This is a genomic window from Oceanivirga miroungae, assembly GCF_902505095.1.
Taxonomy (GTDB): Bacteria; Fusobacteriota; Fusobacteriia; order Fusobacteriales; family Leptotrichiaceae; genus Oceanivirga; species Oceanivirga miroungae.
Genome location: NZ_CABWIB010000001.1, coordinates 1,120,461 through 1,137,591, shown reverse-complemented (window position 1 = coordinate 1,137,591; position 17,131 = coordinate 1,120,461). Strand labels below are relative to the sequence as shown.

At 27.9% G+C, this 17,131-nt stretch carries 13 protein-coding genes; all 13 read left to right on the top strand.

Annotated elements, in window-relative coordinates:
• Window positions 1–12: 12 nt before the first annotated feature.
• Window positions 13–1,815 (top strand): molecular chaperone DnaK, encoded by a 1,803-nt coding sequence (dnaK, locus tag OMES3154_RS05505; RefSeq protein ID WP_156683787.1) that lies wholly within the window; start codon window positions 13–15, stop codon window positions 1,813–1,815.
• Between the two features lie 12 nt (window positions 1,816–1,827).
• A complete protein-coding gene (locus tag OMES3154_RS05500) occupies window positions 1,828–2,508 on the top strand; it encodes a nitroreductase family protein (RefSeq protein ID WP_156683786.1) in 681 nt (226 codons plus the stop codon).
• A gap of 64 nt (window positions 2,509–2,572) precedes the next feature.
• A complete protein-coding gene (gene dnaJ, locus OMES3154_RS05495; protein ID WP_156683785.1) occupies window positions 2,573–3,712 on the top strand; it encodes a molecular chaperone DnaJ in 1,140 nt (379 codons plus the stop codon).
• 49 nt (window positions 3,713–3,761) lie between these two features.
• The gene (gene mnmG / locus OMES3154_RS05490; protein WP_156683784.1) at window positions 3,762–5,615 is read left to right on the top strand and encodes a tRNA uridine-5-carboxymethylaminomethyl(34) synthesis enzyme MnmG; all 1,854 of its coding nucleotides are present in this window, start codon (window positions 3,762–3,764) and stop codon (window positions 5,613–5,615) included.
• An 8-nt stretch (window positions 5,616–5,623) separates the two neighbouring features.
• Window positions 5,624–5,971, top strand: coding sequence for a hypothetical protein (locus tag OMES3154_RS05485; RefSeq protein WP_156683783.1), 348 nt, complete (start codon window positions 5,624–5,626; stop codon window positions 5,969–5,971).
• A gap of 111 nt (window positions 5,972–6,082) precedes the next feature.
• Window positions 6,083–7,417 carry a glucose-6-phosphate isomerase gene (locus OMES3154_RS05480; RefSeq protein WP_156683782.1) on the top strand — a complete coding sequence of 445 codons (1,335 nt, stop codon included), beginning with the start codon at window positions 6,083–6,085 and terminating at the stop codon, window positions 7,415–7,417.
• The gene (locus OMES3154_RS05475) at window positions 7,407–10,343 is read left to right on the top strand and encodes an alpha-amylase family glycosyl hydrolase (RefSeq protein ID WP_156683781.1); all 2,937 of its coding nucleotides are present in this window, start codon (window positions 7,407–7,409) and stop codon (window positions 10,341–10,343) included. Before OMES3154_RS05480 ends, OMES3154_RS05475 begins: the two co-directional genes overlap by 11 nt.
• On the top strand, window positions 10,333–12,222 hold the full coding sequence (locus tag OMES3154_RS05470) for a M13 family metallopeptidase (protein WP_156683780.1): 1,890 nt from the start codon (window positions 10,333–10,335) through the stop codon (window positions 12,220–12,222). The genes OMES3154_RS05475 and OMES3154_RS05470 overlap by 11 nt, the downstream gene beginning before the upstream one ends.
• Before the next feature lie 4 nt (window positions 12,223–12,226).
• Entirely contained in the window at window positions 12,227–12,910 is a 684-nt protein-coding gene (locus tag OMES3154_RS05465; RefSeq protein WP_156683779.1) for a nitroreductase family protein, read from the top strand.
• A gap of 289 nt (window positions 12,911–13,199) precedes the next feature.
• Window positions 13,200–14,072 (top strand): pyridoxal 5'-phosphate synthase lyase subunit PdxS, encoded by an 873-nt coding sequence (gene pdxS / locus OMES3154_RS05460; RefSeq protein WP_156683778.1) that lies wholly within the window; start codon window positions 13,200–13,202, stop codon window positions 14,070–14,072.
• 9 nt (window positions 14,073–14,081) lie between these two features.
• Complete coding sequence (locus tag OMES3154_RS05455) at window positions 14,082–14,858, top strand: formate/nitrite transporter family protein (protein WP_156683777.1); 777 nt, start codon at window positions 14,082–14,084, stop codon at window positions 14,856–14,858.
• Window positions 14,845–16,668, top strand: coding sequence for a translational GTPase TypA (typA, locus tag OMES3154_RS05450; protein ID WP_156683776.1), 1,824 nt, complete (start codon window positions 14,845–14,847; stop codon window positions 16,666–16,668). The genes OMES3154_RS05455 and typA overlap by 14 nt, the downstream gene beginning before the upstream one ends.
• A gap of 10 nt (window positions 16,669–16,678) precedes the next feature.
• Window positions 16,679–17,125, top strand: a complete 447-nt coding sequence (locus tag OMES3154_RS05445; protein ID WP_156683775.1) for a hypothetical protein — start codon at window positions 16,679–16,681, stop codon at window positions 17,123–17,125.
• Window positions 17,126–17,131 lie beyond the last annotated feature (6 nt).

The following is a 17,131-nucleotide window of genomic DNA, read 5'->3' as shown; positions in this document are numbered from 1 at the left end:
GGGGAATTTAATATGGCAAAAGTAATAGGAATAGATTTAGGAACAACAAATTCATGTGTTGCAGTAATGGATGGAGGAACTTATACAATAATACCAAATAGTGATGGAGAAAGAACTACACCATCAGTTGTAAATATTAAAGATAATGGAGAAGTTGTAGTTGGTACAATTGCAAAAAGACAAGCAATAACTCAACCAGAATCAACAGTAAGTTCAATTAAAACTCATATGGGAGAAAACTATAAAGTAAATATACATGGTAAGGCATATACTCCACAAGAAATATCAGCTAAAATTTTACAAAAACTTAAAAAAGATGCTGAAAGCTATTTAGGAGAAACTGTAACAGAAGCAGTTATCACAGTACCAGCATACTTTACAGATGCACAAAGACAAGCTACAAAAGATGCAGGAGAAATTGCTGGATTAAAAGTAGATAGAATTGTAAACGAACCAACAGCAGCAGCATTAGCTTATGGTTTAGATAAGAAAAAAGATGAAAAAATATTAGTGTTTGACTTAGGTGGAGGTACATTTGACGTATCAATACTAGAAATCGGAGACGGTGTAGTAGAAGTATTAGCAACTAATGGTAATAACCATTTAGGTGGAGATAACTTTGACGAAAAGATAATAAACTGGTTAGCAGATAACTTCAAAAAAGAAAATGGTATAGATTTAAGAAATGATAAAATGGCTTATCAAAGATTGAAAGATGCAGCAGAAGATGCTAAGAAAAAATTATCTACTACATTAGAAACACAAGTATCACTACCATTTATAACAGTAGATGCAACAGGGCCTAAACACTTAGAAACTAAATTAACAAGAGCGGCATTTAATGAAATAACTAAAGATTTAGTAGAACAAACTAAAACTCCAGTTTCAATAGCATTAAAAGATGCAGGTTTAAATCCAAGTGAAATAGATGAAATACTATTAGTTGGAGGGTCAACTAGAATTCCAGCTGTTCAAGATTGGGTTAAAAATTACTTTGGTAAAGAACCAAATAAAGGAATAAATCCAGATGAAGTAGTAGCAGCAGGAGCAGCTATACAAGGTGGAGTATTAAAAGGTGATGTAAAAGGAGTATTATTATTAGACGTAACTCCATTATCATTAGGAATAGAAACATTAGGTGGAGTATTTACAGCAATAATAGATAAAAACACTACTATACCAACTAAAAAATCACAAGTATTCAGTACTGCAGTAGATAATCAACCAGAAGTTGGAATAGCTGTATATCAAGGTGAAAGAGCAAAAGCTGCTGATAACCATAAATTAGGAGAATTTACATTAGGTGGAATATTACCAGCAAAAAGAGGAATACCTCAAATAGAAGTTACATTTGATATAGATACAAATGGTATAGTACATGTATCAGCTAAAGATAAAGGTACAGGAAAAGAAAATTCTATAGTAATATCAGGTTCAAGTAACTTAACAAAAGATGATATTGAAAGAATGAAAAAAGAGGCAGAAGCTAATGCAAAAGAAGATGAAAAATTCAAAGAATTAGTTGAAGTAAGAAACCAAGCTGATCAAATTTTAATATCAACTGAAGATATGTTAAAAGAAAATGAAGCTAAATTACAAGGAAACGAAAAAGAAGATATAACTAAGGCATTAGAAGAATTGAAAAAAGTAAAAGATTCAGAAGATGTAAGTGAAATAAAAGCTAAAATCGATGAAGTAGCTAAAGTTGCTCAAGGTTTTGCAACAAGAGTTTATCAAGAGGCAGCTAAAACACAAGAACAAAACACAAATGCAAATAATTCAAATGACAGTGAAGAACCAGAAATAGTAAACTAAGGAGAAAATACAATGGATGTAAGAAAAGCTATATTAGATAGACAATCAATTAGAAAATTTAAAGATGAAAATGTAAAAGACGAAGATTTAAAAGATATATTACACTTAGCAACAAGAACACCAAACGCATTCAATGCTCAGTTAACTACAATACTTTACACAAGAGATAAAGAAAAAATACAAGAAATTGCAAAACTTTGTGGTAATCAACCACAAGTTGCAAGTTCTAATGTATTTATCCTATTAGTAACTGATTTATATAAGGTGAAAGCAGTATTAGATAAAAAAGGTCTTGAAATGGAAAGTAATTTAGATGCTATGAAACAAATGGCAAAAATTGATGCGGGTATTATTACTTATGCGATAAATATAGCTTCTCATAATTATGGATATGGTTCTACTATAATAGGTGGTGCTTTAAGACAACCAGAAGAAATGAAAAAATTATTTAAGCTCCCAGAACATACTGAAATAGCTATTGGAATGACATTAGGAGTACCTAGTTTAGAAAATTCTAAAACAAATACTAAACCTAAATTAGATATTGCTATGGAAGATGAATATGACAAAGAATTGGTGGAAAAAGCTTACTTTGGATATGATAAAGACTTAGATGATTGGTTTAAATCTATAGGAGTAGATCATCCATTACATACAGATATAATAGCGAAGATATTTTCTAAAAAGGGTTAATAGAATATGGGCAAAGCTCTTGCCCATATTATTTACTTATAAAAAATAGGAGAAATAAAGTATAATGGCAAAAAAAGATTATTATGAAGTGCTTGAGTTAAATCGTGGGGCATCTAAAGATGAAATAAAAAAAGCATATAGAAAATTATCAAAAAAATACCATCCTGATTTAAATCAAGATAATAAAAAAGAAGCTGAAGCTAAATTTAAAGAAATTTCAGAAGCTTATGAAGTATTAAGTGATGATAATAAAAAGCAAATGTATGACTCATATGGTCATGCTGCATTTGAAAACGGAAATATGGGAGGTCAAGGCTTTTCAGGTTTTAATGGATTTGATGGTTCTTCATTTGATTTTTCTGATATTTTTAGTTCATTTTTCGGAGGCTCTTCATCTTCATACGAAAGTAGAAATTATGAAAGGGTAGTTAGAGGAAAAGATTTAGAGTATAGAATAAATTTAAAATTAAAAGATATAGTATCTGATTATGAAGCAAAAGTTAGCTATACAAGAAAAGGAAAATGTTCGGTTTGTGATGGAACAGGAGCTAAAAATAAAGAGTTTGTAACATGTAATGTGTGTAGTGGACGAGGATATGTAACAAAAGTTAGAAACTCAATTTTTGGTCAAGTACAACAAACAGAAGAATGTAATAATTGTATGGCAAGTGGGAAGGTAGCAAAAGAAAAATGTTCTAATTGTCAAGGTTTAGCTTATGTGGAAGAAAAAATAGAAAAAACATTTAAAATACCAAGCGGTATAGAAGATCAAACTAGAATGAGAGTTAGAAGTCTAGGTAATTATCCACAAGGTGGTGGAGAATTTGGAGATTTATACTTAAGAATAAATGTTGAAGAAGATAAAATGTTTAAAAGAAATGGATTAGATATTCACCTAGAAGTACCAGTTAAATTTACAGATGCAATACTAGGTAAAGAAATTGAAATTCCTACTCTTTATGGAAAAGAAAAATACAAGCTAGAAGAAGGTACTCAAACTAATACAAAAACAACACTAAGATCAAAAGGATTAAACTTTAGAGGTAATGTAGGTAGTCAAATAGTAACTTTTAAAGTAGAGCTTCCTGTTGGCTTAAATCAAGAACAGAAAAAGCTAGTAGAAAAATTAGAAAAATCATTAAATCAAAAAAATTATACAGAGCAACATTCATTTTTTAGTTTTTTAAAGAATTTATTTGTCTAAGTTAATATAAAGTGATAAAATAAATATAAAAACAAGAAATGGAGACAAAATGGATAATAATTTTGATGTTATAGTTGTAGGAGCAGGACACGCTGGTATAGAAGCAGCATTTGCAAGCTCAAGACTGGGATTAAAAACAGCACTTTTTACAATATATTTAGATAAAATCGCACTGATGAGTTGTAATCCTAGTATAGGAGGGCCTGGTAAAAGTAACTTAGTTACTGAAATTGGTGTATTAGGTGCTCAAATGTCTAAAACTATTGATGAAAATAATTTACAATTAAAAAATTTAAACCATACAAAAGGACTAGCCGCAAGAATAACAAGAGCCCAAGCAGATAAAGAAAAGTATAGATTAAGTATGCGTGAAAAATTAGAAATGCAAGAAAACTTATCTGTAATACAGGGGACCATTACTGATTTATTAATAGAAAACAAAAAAGTCTATGGTATAAAAGATGAATTAGGTATGACATATTATGCAAAAGCAGTAATACTTTGTACAGGAACTTTTTTAGATGCTTACTATATAATAGGAGATGTTAAGTATAAAAGTGGTCGTGCTGGTGAAAAATCAAGTGTAGATTTACCAAAATCATTAAAAGAAAATGGTATAGAATTTGATAGATACCAAACAGCAACACCGCCTAGAATAGATAAAAAAAGTATTGATTTTTCTAATCTACAAAAATTAGAAAGCGATACCGACCCTAGATTTTTCTCATATGAAACTGTTAATAATAACTATAAAGGAAGACCAACTTATCTAACTTATACAACTAAAAAAACTATAGAAGTAGCAAAAGAACTTTTAAAATATTCACCTATAGTTACTGGAATTGTAGGAACGAAAGGACCTAGACATTGCCCTTCTTTAGATAGAAAAGTTTTAAACTTTCCTGATAAGTATGATCACCAAATATTTTTAGAAGAAGAAAGTGAATACAATGATGAAATATATGTAAATGGATTCACAACAGCAATGCCAGCATTTGCACAAGAGAAGATGCTGCATACTATAAAAGGTTTAGAAAATGCAAAGATACTAAGATATGGTTATGCTATAGAATATGACTATATTCCATCATACCAATTAAAACATACTATGGAATCAAAAGTTATAGAAGGACTATATACTGCTGGTACTATAAATGGGACAAGTGGGTATGAAGAAGCTGCAACTCAAGGCTTTATAGCAGGAGTTAATGCAGCTAGAAAAATTCAAGGCAAAAAAGAAATTGTAATTGATAGAAGTGAGGCATATATAGGGGTATTGATAGATGATATAATAAATAAAAGTACACCAGAGCCATATAGAGTATTACCATCAAGAGCAGAATATAGACTAAGTTTAAGACAAGATAATACTTTTTTAAGACTTTTAGAAATCTCTGATGAAATTGGGATAATGCCAAAAGAAGTTATTAGTTATTTTAGAAAAGTTAAATTAGAAATAGATGAAGAAATAAAAAGATTAAAAAGTATTAAAATATACCCAACAAATGAAACAAATGAAAAATTATCAAAAATAAAAGAAAATGCAGCTATGACAAGTCCCAATACAGCTTATGAATTTTTAGCTAGGCAAGAAATAAATTATGATAATTTACATGAGTTTATTGAAGTAAAAGAATTAGATAAACTAACAAAAGAACAAGTTGAAATAAATGCAAAATATGATGCATTTATAAAAAGAGAAGAAAAACAAATAGAAAATTATAAAAAATTAGAAAATATGTTAATTCCAGATAATTTTGACTATAGTAGTGTAACGGGTTTATCTAACATTGCAAAATCAGGACTTAGTTATGTTAAACCACAAAATATAGGACAAGCAAGTAGAATAAGTGGAGTTACATACAATGATATTGCACTTCTTATTGCAATATTAAATAAATAGAGGAATATATGCAAGTAGAAGAAAAAGAATATGAATTAGAATATAATATAGATGATATATATAACCTTGTATTTGATAATAGGAAAAAGATAGTAGAAAAAGATGATATATATACTGAAACTATAAAAGAAAATATAGAAAATAAAAGACTTTATTATATACTAGAAAGCAAATTTATAAAGTTTGAATTAGATTTTACCTTCCATAAAATATCTAAAAATAGTACTAAAATTAAAGTCTATGCAGCATATAAATATAGACATTTTATAACAGATCTTTTTTCGTACCTTAATGTAAATGTGGAACATATATTAGATGATTACATAAAGTATATTGAGGAGAAAATAAATAAATAAAATTAAAAGATTAGATGCTTATGCCTAATCTTTTTTTTTCTATGTATTTTTTATTAAAAATATGCTAGAATAAAATTTAGAGTAAATAAAGAAATTAAAAGGAGACTGACTATGATATTTAATGATAAATACACAAAACAATTTGTAAATAAAAAAGAAATAGAAGCAATTAAGCCTTTTGTTGAAGTAGCAGATAAGATGTTAGATGACAAGTCCTTTCTAGGTAGTGACTTTTTAGGTTGGATGGATTTACCAAAAGATTATGATAAAGAAGAATTTGAAAGAATAAAAAAAGCTGCATTAAAGATAAGAAAAGAAAGTAAGGCATTAGTAGTAATAGGTATTGGAGGATCATATTTAGGAGCAAGAGCTGCTATCGAATTTATGTTGCCAACTTATTACAATCAAACTAATGACGTAGAAGTATATTTCGTTGGAACCAATATGAGTCCTAATTATATAACTGATATATATAACTTAGTTAAGGATAAAGATTTTTCAGTGAATGTTATATCTAAATCAGGAACTACAACAGAACCTGCTATAGCATTTAGAATATTTAAAAAATTATTAGAAGAAAAATATGGTGAAAAAGAAGCTGCAAGTAGAATATATGCCACAACAGACAAGAAAAAAGGAGCTCTTAAAACTTTATCAGATAAAAAAGCTTATGAAACATTTGTTGTACCAGATAATGTAGGAGGAAGATTCTCTGTATTAACAGCAGTAGGATTACTTCCAATAGCAGCAGCTGGAATTAATATAGATGATTTAATGAATGGTGCAAATCAAGCTAGAATAGATTTATCTAATAAAAACTTTTTTGAAAATGATGCAATGAAATACGCAGCAATAAGAAATATCTTATACAGAAAAGGAAAAGATATAGAAATATTTGTAAACTATGAACCAAGATTACAATTTATTGCAGAATGGTTAAAACAATTATTTGCTGAATCTGAAGGTAAAGATTTAAAAGGAATTTTCCCTACATCAGCAAGTTTTTCAACTGATTTACACTCAATAGGTCAAGCTATACAAGAAGGAAAAAGAAATATATTTGAAACAATAATAAGTGTTGATAATGTAATAAATGATATAGTTATAGAAAAAGATGAGGAAGATTTAGATGGTCTTAATTTCTTAGCAGGAAAATCATTAGATTATGTAAATAAGATGGCTAAAAAAGGAGTAGTATTAGCTCATGTTGACGGTAATGTGCCAAATATAGAAATATCAATAGATAAAATAAACGAATATAACTTAGGATATTTATTCTATTTCTTTGAAAAAGCTGTTGCTATATCTGGATATGTAAATGGAGTAAATCCATTTGATCAACCAGGAGTTGAAGCATATAAGAAAAATATGTTTGCATTACTTGAAAAACCGGGTTATGAAGAAGAAACTAAAAAAATATTTGAAAGAATAGATAATGAAGGATAATATAATAAAATTAGAGATTTTTAAAAATTTAGAAATTTTTAAAACAGTAGATATAGTTAATAAGAATGGTAAATATAGCTATATTATGACAAATGTAAAAAAAGGTAGTTATTCATTTAAGGTAAACGGTAAATGTGTTACATATACACATACAGTACCTTTTGTTAAAGTTTTTAACGCATATATCGATGAAAATGAAAAAGATGCTAAAATAATAAGTGGGTTTCAAGAAGGGAAAGATATAGTAATAACTATACAAGATAATGAATTTATACTTGAAAAAGCAGAGTTATACAGATTAAAAAATGAGTATAAAGATAAGATAGATGTAAAAATAGCAGCAAATTTTAATAATTGGATTGCTGAAGAGTTTTTCTTAGAAGATAATAACTTTTTATTAAATTTAAAAGAAGGCTATTATGAATATAAGTTTGTTGTAAATGGTGAATTTGAAAAAGGCGATAATAGAAGATTAATTATTGGTGAAACTGGTAAATTATACGAAAAAGCAAGTATAGATGATGGCAAATTTGTAGTAGAAGCCTTAAAGTGTGAAATAAATAAGATAAATAACTATCAATATGAATTTACAATAAGAACACAAATAAATGATATAAAAAGAGCCTTTATAAGTATAAAACTAAATGATAGCGAATATGAATTAGTAAAAGAATTAGAGCGTTATACAAATACTCAAAATGAATTTGATTATTTTAAAAGAATCATTACATTTGATGAGAAAATAAAAGAATTCAGCCTATTATATATTCTAAAAGATGCTAATAAAAAACTTTACTACAACGGTAAAGAATATAGTTTTGAAAATGATATAAAAAGATATATAGTAAATGAAGATAATAATTTAGAAATATTTGATATACCAGATTGGAGTAAAGAAGCTATTTGGTACAATATATTCCCAGATAGATTCTATAACGCAAATAGATATAATGATCCAATATTTAATGAATTTGGTCCAGAAAACTTTAAAATGAACGAATTAAGTGAAACTAGATTTATTGATACTAATAAGTGGGGAGATAATAACTTACAAGAGTTTAATAATAATAGATGGACAAGTGATTTTTCAAGTCAAGTTAGATGGGAAATTGAATACGAAAAAGGACTTAATTATTCATTAAAATACGCAAGAATGTATGGAGGGGATTTACAAGGTATAAAGGAAAAGATACCTTATTTAGTAGAACTTGGAATAAATGCAGTATGGTTAAATCCAGTATTTTATTCATTCCAAAATCATAAATATGGAGCTAATGATTTTAGGCATATTTCACCAGATTTAGGGACTATTAGAACAAGTGGAAGTAAACATGGTGTTTATACTTCTGAAAATGTTAAAACATACATAGATGTACTTGGTAAAAATGCTAAAAATAGTAGTGAATTAGAACTATTAGAAGTGAATCTTGTAGGTGAAAATAAAGGTAAAAATGGATTTATGGAAACTGCAGATCCTAGTACTTGGGTATTTACAGAATCTGATTTAATAATGGTGGATTTAATAAAAGAGTTTCACAAAAATAATATAAGGGTAATATTTGATGGAGTATTTAACCATAGTAGTGAACGTCATTGGAGCTTTAATATGGTATTAGCAGATGGAGAAAATTCTATCTATAAGGACTGGTATAAGTTTACAGACTTTTCAAAACACAAAAAAATAGATGAATCTATGTCAAAAAAAGAAATATTAGACACTATAAAATATAATAGAGATAACTTATCATATATATCTTGGGCAGGAATTAAAACACTACCAGAATTTAATAGCTTTAATGAAGACTATAAAAGCTATATCTTTAATGTTTGTCGTAAATGGTTATTAGGACCAGATAATAAGGTTTCAAAAGATATAAAAGATGATGATGGAATAGACGGATTTAGATTAGATGTACCAAATTGTTTGGAAAATCAAGATTTCTGGATAGAATTTAGAGATGTACTTAAAAAAACAAAAAAAGATTCATATATAACTGCTGAAATTTGGGGAAATGGAAGCATGGATATAAATAAGGGAAACAAATTTGATGCTCTTATGAATTATGAATGGCTAAAAACTGTTATTGGATATTTTATAAATCAGAAAAAAGAATACGGTAATAGATATAAGCTAAGTAGCCAAGATTTTTTCAATGAACTACGTGAAAAAAGATCATGGTATCCTTATCAAGCTCTGCAAGCAATGCAAAACTTAAATGGATCACATGATACAGATAGACTTTACTCAAGAATAGTAAATGATATGTTAGGAAGAAATTTAGAAGAAGGTAAGCAACTAGAAAAAGGGTATAACGGTATAAGACCAGATTTGGCTTCTAGTTATCATCCTAATACAAGTATTGATTGGATAAATTCTAAAGTAAAACCTATTGATGTATTAAAGCTAATATCTGTATTTCAAATGACATACATAGGAGCCCCTATGATATATTATGGAGATGAATTAGCTATGTGGGGTGCTACTGATCCTTGGTGCAGAAAACCAATGTTATGGGATGAGTATATGTTTGATGACGAGAAAAATCCATCAATAGTAAATCATGGTGAAGTATATAAGCAAGAAGCAAATTTAAGCTTATTCACATGGTACAAAAAGATAATAAGCATTAGAAAGAAAAATAAGACTTTAATTTATGGTAGATTTTATGAAGTATTAGCAGATAATGAAAAAGATGTAGTTATTTACGAAAGATATGATAAAAATTATTCATATATAATAATATTAAATAATTCATTTAATTCAAATGAAATAAGTTTTTACTCATATAATAAAAATAAAGAATATTTAGACTTATTATCAAAGAAAAAAATAAAATCAAATAAAGATGGTAAAATAGAAGTTTCGCTTAAAGCTAAAAAAGCCATGATATTGAAGTTAAAAAAAGGGGAAATAAATGATAGATAGTAAATTAGTAAAAGAAGATTTTTATATGGCAGTAAACGGTAAATGGTTAGAAACAGCTGTAATTCCAGCTGATAGACCAACAGCTGGGGGATTTAATGATTTAGTTATTAAAACAGAAGATACTTTAATAAATGAATTTAATGAAAAACTAACATATGAAGATGAAATGATGAATGAGTTTATAAAATTCTATAATTACACAAAAGATTTTTCTAAAAGAGATGCTGAAGGTGTAAAAGGATTAGAAAAATATGTAAATAAATTAGAAGAATTAAAAGACTTTAAAGACTATAAAAAAATATTAAGAGAATGGGATGTAAAAGGATTTTCTCTACCATTTCATTTAAGTATATCACCTGATATGAAAGATGCAGTAAATAATGCACTTTATTTAGACGTTCCAAAAATAATACTACCAGATAAAACATACTATGAAAAAAGTAACCCTAAAAAAGACGCCTTATTAAATAAATATAGAGAAATGGCAAAAAACATATTAAAAATGTATGGATATAGCGAAGATAAAATAGAAAAATTAGTAGAAGATACTATTAAGTTTGATGAATTATTACAAGTTGATATGAAAAATTCTACCGAATTAGCAGACTATACAAAATCATATAATAAAAAATTACTTTACGAAGTAGAAAAATATGCAAAAACAATTAGCTTTAAAGATTTATTTAACGAGTTATTTGGATATGAACCAGAATTTGTAATAGTAACAGAACCTAAGTTTTTTGAAGGATTTAGTGAAATATTAAAAGAAGAAAACTTTGAAATTTTAAAATCATGGTCAATAGTAAAATTAATATTATCTATGACAAGTTCACTTACTAATGAAATGAGAATAGAAGGTGGTGCATATGGTAGATTTTTAAGTGGTGTAGAAAAAGAAAAATCTGTAGAAAAATATGCTTACTACTATGCTACAGCAATGTATCAAGATGTTGTTAGTGTTTACTATGGTAGAAAATATTTTGGTGAAAAAGCAAAAGAAGATGTAAGAGAAATGGTTGTATCTATGATAGATGTTTACAAAGATAGACTAAAAGAAAATAAATGGCTAGATAAAAAAACTTCTTTAAATGCAATTAAAAAATTAGAAGCTTTTTCAATATTAGTTGGATATCCTGATAAATACGATAGTATTTATATAAAACTAAGATATGATGAAACTAAAACATTTTTTGAAAATGTAATAGAATTTGACAGAATATTAGGAGAACATCACTTACTAGATTTAGCAAAACCAGTTGATAAAACTAAATGGCATATGCCGTCTAATATGGTAAATGCTTACTATGATCCAACTGGAAACTTAATTTGCTTTCCAGCTGCAATACTACAAGCTCCATTTTATAGCATAGAACAATCAAAAAGTTCTAACTATGGTGGTATAGGGGCTGTAATAGGGCACGAAATATCACATGCTTTTGATAATAATGGTGCTTTATTTGATGAAAAAGGTAATATTAATAACTGGTGGACAGAAGAAGACTTTAAAGTTTTTGATGAAAAAGCTAAAAAAATGATAGAACAATTTGATGGAATTAAATTTGGAAGTTCATCTGTAAATGGTACATTAACTGTATCTGAAAATATAGCTGATGCTGGTGGACTTAGTTGTTCACTAGAAGCATTAAAAAGAAGTAAGGATTTTGATGTAAAAGAATTTTTCATAAACTTTGCTAGAATTTGGTGTATGAAAGCTAGAGAGGAGTATATAGACTTACTGCTTAGCATAGATGTACATGCTCCAGCAAGATTAAGAGCAAATGAGCAACCTAAAAATTTAGATGAATTTTATGAAGCATTCGATATAAAAGAAGGAGATAAAATGTTTATGCCAAAAGAAAAAAGGGTAAACATTTGGTAATAATATGGAAATTAAAGATGCTATATTAGAAAGAAAGTCAATAAGAAAATTTAGTGGTGAAAAAATATCAAAAAAAGACCTAGATGAAATCTTATACTATGCAACAAAAGCACCTAGTGCCTATAACGGGCAACAAACAAGTATAATATATACAGAAGATCGTGAAAAAATAAAAAAAATTGCAAATCTATGTGGTAATCAAAGCCACATAGAAAATGCTTCTGTGTTCTTACTTTTTGTAACAGATTTTTATAGAACTAAAAAAGCTTTTGAAAAAAAGAATTTAGAATTTAAAGATAATCTAGATGATATACACACTATGGCTAAAGTTGATGCAGGTATAATGGTTTCAACAGTTAATTTAGTAGCTCATGACTTAGGCTATGGTTGTACTGTAATAGGAGGAGTATTAAATAGTAAAGAAGAATTAAAAAAATTATTTAATCTACCAGAATATACCCAAATTGTATCAGGTCTTACTATAGGTGTTAGTGTTAAAAATGTGCACATTAAAAATACTAAGCCAAAGTTAGAACCAAGTATTCTAGCAATGAGAGATAGCTATGACACTAAAATACAAGAAAACTCTTTAATAGATTATGATAAAATACTAGATGAATGGTATAAAAATAAAGGTCTTAATATAGATTTACAAACAGATATATTGAAAAAATATTTAGCTAAATAGCTGAATTATGCTGTGTCCTTTATTAAATACAATTAGAAAGTTTAGAAATAGAATTGTACATAATTTATAAAATAAAGGGACAAAATAAATTTACTTCTAAAGACTTAAAATCTAATACTATAAATATTCTAGCAGGTGAAAAAAATTATTCCGGAGATTTGTATTCTTGTATTATTAGATAATCCATTATGATTTTATAGCTAGATTAAGTACATTTCAATCAGAATATGAAAAATTAATAAATGATATAATAAATAGTAGAGGTGAATAGAAAGAAAGGAAAGCAACAATGAACAAAAGATATGAACTAAATAAGAATTTAGCTCAAATGCTAAAAGGTGGAGTTATAATGGATGTATCAACACCAGAACAAGCTAGAATTGCAGAACAAGCAGGGGCATCAGCAGTTATGGCTTTAGAGCGTATACCAGCTGATATTAGAGCTGCTGGTGGAGTTTCTCGTATGAGTGATCCTGCTATGATAAAATCAATACAAGAAGTTGTATCAATACCAGTTATGGCAAAAGCAAGAATTGGGCATTTTGTAGAAGCACAAATACTAGAGGCAATAGAGATTGACTATATAGATGAATCTGAAGTATTATCACCAGCTGATGATAAAAACCATATAGATAAAAGAAAATTTAATGTTCCCTTTGTATGTGGTGCAAAAGATTTAGGAGAAGCATTAAGAAGAATAAATGAAGGTGCTTCTATGATAAGAACAAAAGGAGAACCAGGAACTGGTGATATAGTTCAAGCGGTAAGACATATTAGAAAAATGAACTCAGAAATTAGAAGAGTACAAAATATGAATGAAGATGAACTATATTTTGCAGCAAAGGAATTAGGAGTACCGTATGATTTATTAGTTTATGTACATGAAAATGGTAAACTTCCAGTAGTTAATTTTGCTGCAGGTGGAGTTGCAACACCAGCAGATGCTGCGCTAATGATGCAATTAGGTGCTGAAGGCGTTTTTGTAGGATCAGGAATATTTAAATCAGGAGATCCTGAAAAAAGAGCTAGGGCAATAGTAAAAGCAGTTGCAAACTATAATAATCCAAAAATTTTAGCAGAAATTTCTGAAAATTTAGGAGAAGCTATGGTTGGTATTAATGAAAATGAGATAAAAATCATTATGGAAGAAAGAGGAATATAGGTTAGAAAAATGAAGGACACAAAGGAATTAGTAGAATATTTAATTCATAAAAGTGAAGTAAAAATAAATAGAGAATTTATAAAAATAGCTCTATTAGGATTTATGGCAGGAGCCTTAATAGCTCTAGGATCAGTTGGGAATATAGTAGCATCGGCTAATTTGTATAAAGTAGATCCAGGATTTGCTAAATTTATTGGGGCTAGTGTATTTCCAGTTGGACTTATAGTAATAGTTTTACTAGGGTATGACTTATACACATCAAGTTGTATGGGTATTGTTAGTGTATTTGATAAAAAAGAAAAATTATCAAAATATATAGTAAATATATTAGTAGTACTATTTTTCAACTTTATAGGTTGCCTTTTTATAGCATATATTACAGTTAGAACACACACATTATCAGAAGAAGGTAAACAACTTTTATTTAATATGGCAGCACACAAAGTACATGCAAGTGCTTACGAAATATTCTTAAAAGGGATATTATGTAATGTATTAGTATGCGCTGCTACTATAATTTCATACGGTACAAAAGATAGTATTGGTAAAATATTTGGAGTTTGGTTTCCAATAATGTTATTTATAATTTTAGGATACGACCATATTGTAGCTAATATGTTATACTTACCTGCTGCATATATGTTAAATTCAGGAATTAGTATATTAGAAATTTTACACAATTTCTTATTCGCTGGTATTGGTAACTTAGTTGGAGGAGCTTTCTTTATAGTCCTACCTCTATATATAGCAGCAAAAAATTTAGGAGAAAATAATGCAAAAAATTAAAAACATAGCCATAATAGCACACGTAGATCACGGGAAAACTACTTTAGTAGATGCGCTATTAAGACAATCAGGAACTTTTAATTCTCATGAAGAAGTAAAAGAAAGAGTAATGGATAGTAATGATTTAGAAAGAGAAAGAGGAATAACAATTTTTTCTAAAAATGCTTCCATAAAATATAATGGATATAAAATAAATATAATCGATACACCAGGGCATGCTGATTTTGGTGGAGAAGTACAAAGAATACTAAAAATGGTGGATTCTGTATTACTTTTAGTAGATGCATTTGAAGGTGTTATGCCTCAAACAAAATATGTACTAAAACAGGCATTGGAACATGGATTAAATCCTATTGTTGTAATAAATAAAATAGATAGACCAAATTCAGATCCAGAAGAAATAGTTAATCTAGTATTTGATCTATTTGTTGAATTAGGGGCTAATGATGTACAATTAGAATTTCCAGTTGTATATACAAGTGCTAAAAATGGCTATGCCAAAAAAAGCTTAAAAGATGAATCAGATACTATGAAACCTTTATTTGAGGCAATCTTAGAATATGTAGCTGATCCTAGCGGAGATATAGAAGAAGACTTACAAATGCAAATTATGAATACAGAATATGATGAATATGTAGGTAAGCTTGGAACAGGTAGAATATATAACGGGAAAATTAGTAAAAATGAAGAAATCGTTGTAATTAAAAGAAATGGTGAAGAGAAAAAAGCAAAAATTGGTAGAATATATACTTATGATGGTTTAAAAAGAATAGAAGTAGATACGGCAGTAGCAGGAGATATAGTAACAATAGCAGGAATTGATCATATAGATATAGGAGAAACAATCTCTGATAAAGATAATGTAAGACAATTACCTTTAATTGAAATAGATGAACCTACGCTATCTATGACATTCATGGTAAATTCAAGTCCATTTGCAGGAAGAGACGGTAAATTTGTAACAAGTCGTAATATCTTAGAAAGATTGCAAAAAGAAGTAAATCATAATGTTTCAATGAGACTTGAAATGACAGATTCACCAGATGCTTTTATTGTAAAAGGAAGAGGAGAATTACAATTATCAATTTTACTTGAAAATATGAGAAGAGAAGGATTTGAAATAGCAGTTTCAAGACCTGAGGTTATATATAAAATAAAAGATGGGAAAAAATTAGAACCAATTGAATTTGTTACTATTGATGTTTCTGATGACTTTGTTGGAACTGTTATAGAAAAACTAGGTACAAGAAAAGGGGAACTAATTTCAATGGAAAAAGGTTCTGATGGTTACACAAGACTAGAATTTCGTGCACCATCTCGTGGACTTATTGGATTTAGTAATGAGTTTTTAACAGAAACAAGAGGAACTGGTATAATGAATCATACTTTCTTAGAATATGAAGAATATAAGGGGGAAATTGTTGCAAGTAAAAAGGGAGCTTTAATTGCTATGGAATCTGGAACTACTTATGCTTACGCATTAAATAATTTACAACCTAGAGGTATTCTTTTTGTAGAACCTGCAGATGAAGTATACGAAGGACAAATAGTAGGGGAACATTCAAAAGAAAATGATTTAGTAGTAAATACATGTAAATCTAAAAAATTAACAAATATGAGAGCAGCAGGATCAGATGATAATGTTAAATTAGCCCCTGCTAAAAAATTCACACTAGAATTGGCACTAGAATATATTAAAGACGATGAATTGGTTGAGATAACACCAAACCATTTAAGATTAAGAAAGAAAATCTTATTAGAACAAGATAGAAAAAAATATAGAAATATGATGCAAAGAAGTGAAATATAGAAAGATTATTATGAAAAAAGTATTAGGATTTATACTGCTTTTTTTCGTATTCTCATGCAACTTTAATAAAGATATCTATAGTGGAGCTGATACAAAATATAAAAAAATTTCAAATGAAAATCTAAAAAAATTAGGTGACGATTTAGAAAAAAGTTTTGAATTAAAGTACGGGAAAATAGATGTTCTAAAGTTAAAAGAGTATGAAGATAAAAAAGAAGCTTACAGAAAACATTTATTAAGAGAAAATGAGAAGTTAGAATATGATAATATTTTAATAGAGGGTCTTAATAGAATATATGAAAAAAGTATAGAAAAACTAGGAAAAAGTAATAAATCAAAAAAAGAATTACAAAGAAATTTACTAGAAATAAAAAAAGAAATTAAAAGATTAAATACTAGAGAAGACTATGAACTATATTTTTATACTAATAGCAATTTAGATAAACTTACCTATTAATTAGTA

Coding starts and splice junctions, on each gene's coding strand:
- typA (WP_156683776.1), top strand. CDS start 14,845: ATGCAAAAAATTAAAAACATAGCCATAATAGCACACGTAGATCACGGG.
- OMES3154_RS05485 (WP_156683783.1), top strand. CDS start 5,624: ATGCAAGTAGAAGAAAAAGAATATGAATTAGAATATAATATAGATGAT.
- pdxS (WP_156683778.1), top strand. CDS start 13,200: ATGAACAAAAGATATGAACTAAATAAGAATTTAGCTCAAATGCTAAAA.
- OMES3154_RS05455 (WP_156683777.1), top strand. CDS start 14,082: ATGAAGGACACAAAGGAATTAGTAGAATATTTAATTCATAAAAGTGAA.
- mnmG (WP_156683784.1), top strand. CDS start 3,762: ATGGATAATAATTTTGATGTTATAGTTGTAGGAGCAGGACACGCTGGT.
- OMES3154_RS05470 (WP_156683780.1), top strand. CDS start 10,333: ATGATAGATAGTAAATTAGTAAAAGAAGATTTTTATATGGCAGTAAAC.
- OMES3154_RS05480 (WP_156683782.1), top strand. CDS start 6,083: ATGATATTTAATGATAAATACACAAAACAATTTGTAAATAAAAAAGAA.
- OMES3154_RS05445 (WP_156683775.1), top strand. CDS start 16,679: ATGAAAAAAGTATTAGGATTTATACTGCTTTTTTTCGTATTCTCATGC.
- dnaK (WP_156683787.1), top strand. CDS start 13: ATGGCAAAAGTAATAGGAATAGATTTAGGAACAACAAATTCATGTGTT.
- OMES3154_RS05475 (WP_156683781.1), top strand. CDS start 7,407: ATGAAGGATAATATAATAAAATTAGAGATTTTTAAAAATTTAGAAATT.
- dnaJ (WP_156683785.1), top strand. CDS start 2,573: ATGGCAAAAAAAGATTATTATGAAGTGCTTGAGTTAAATCGTGGGGCA.
- OMES3154_RS05500 (WP_156683786.1), top strand. CDS start 1,828: ATGGATGTAAGAAAAGCTATATTAGATAGACAATCAATTAGAAAATTT.
- OMES3154_RS05465 (WP_156683779.1), top strand. CDS start 12,227: ATGGAAATTAAAGATGCTATATTAGAAAGAAAGTCAATAAGAAAATTT.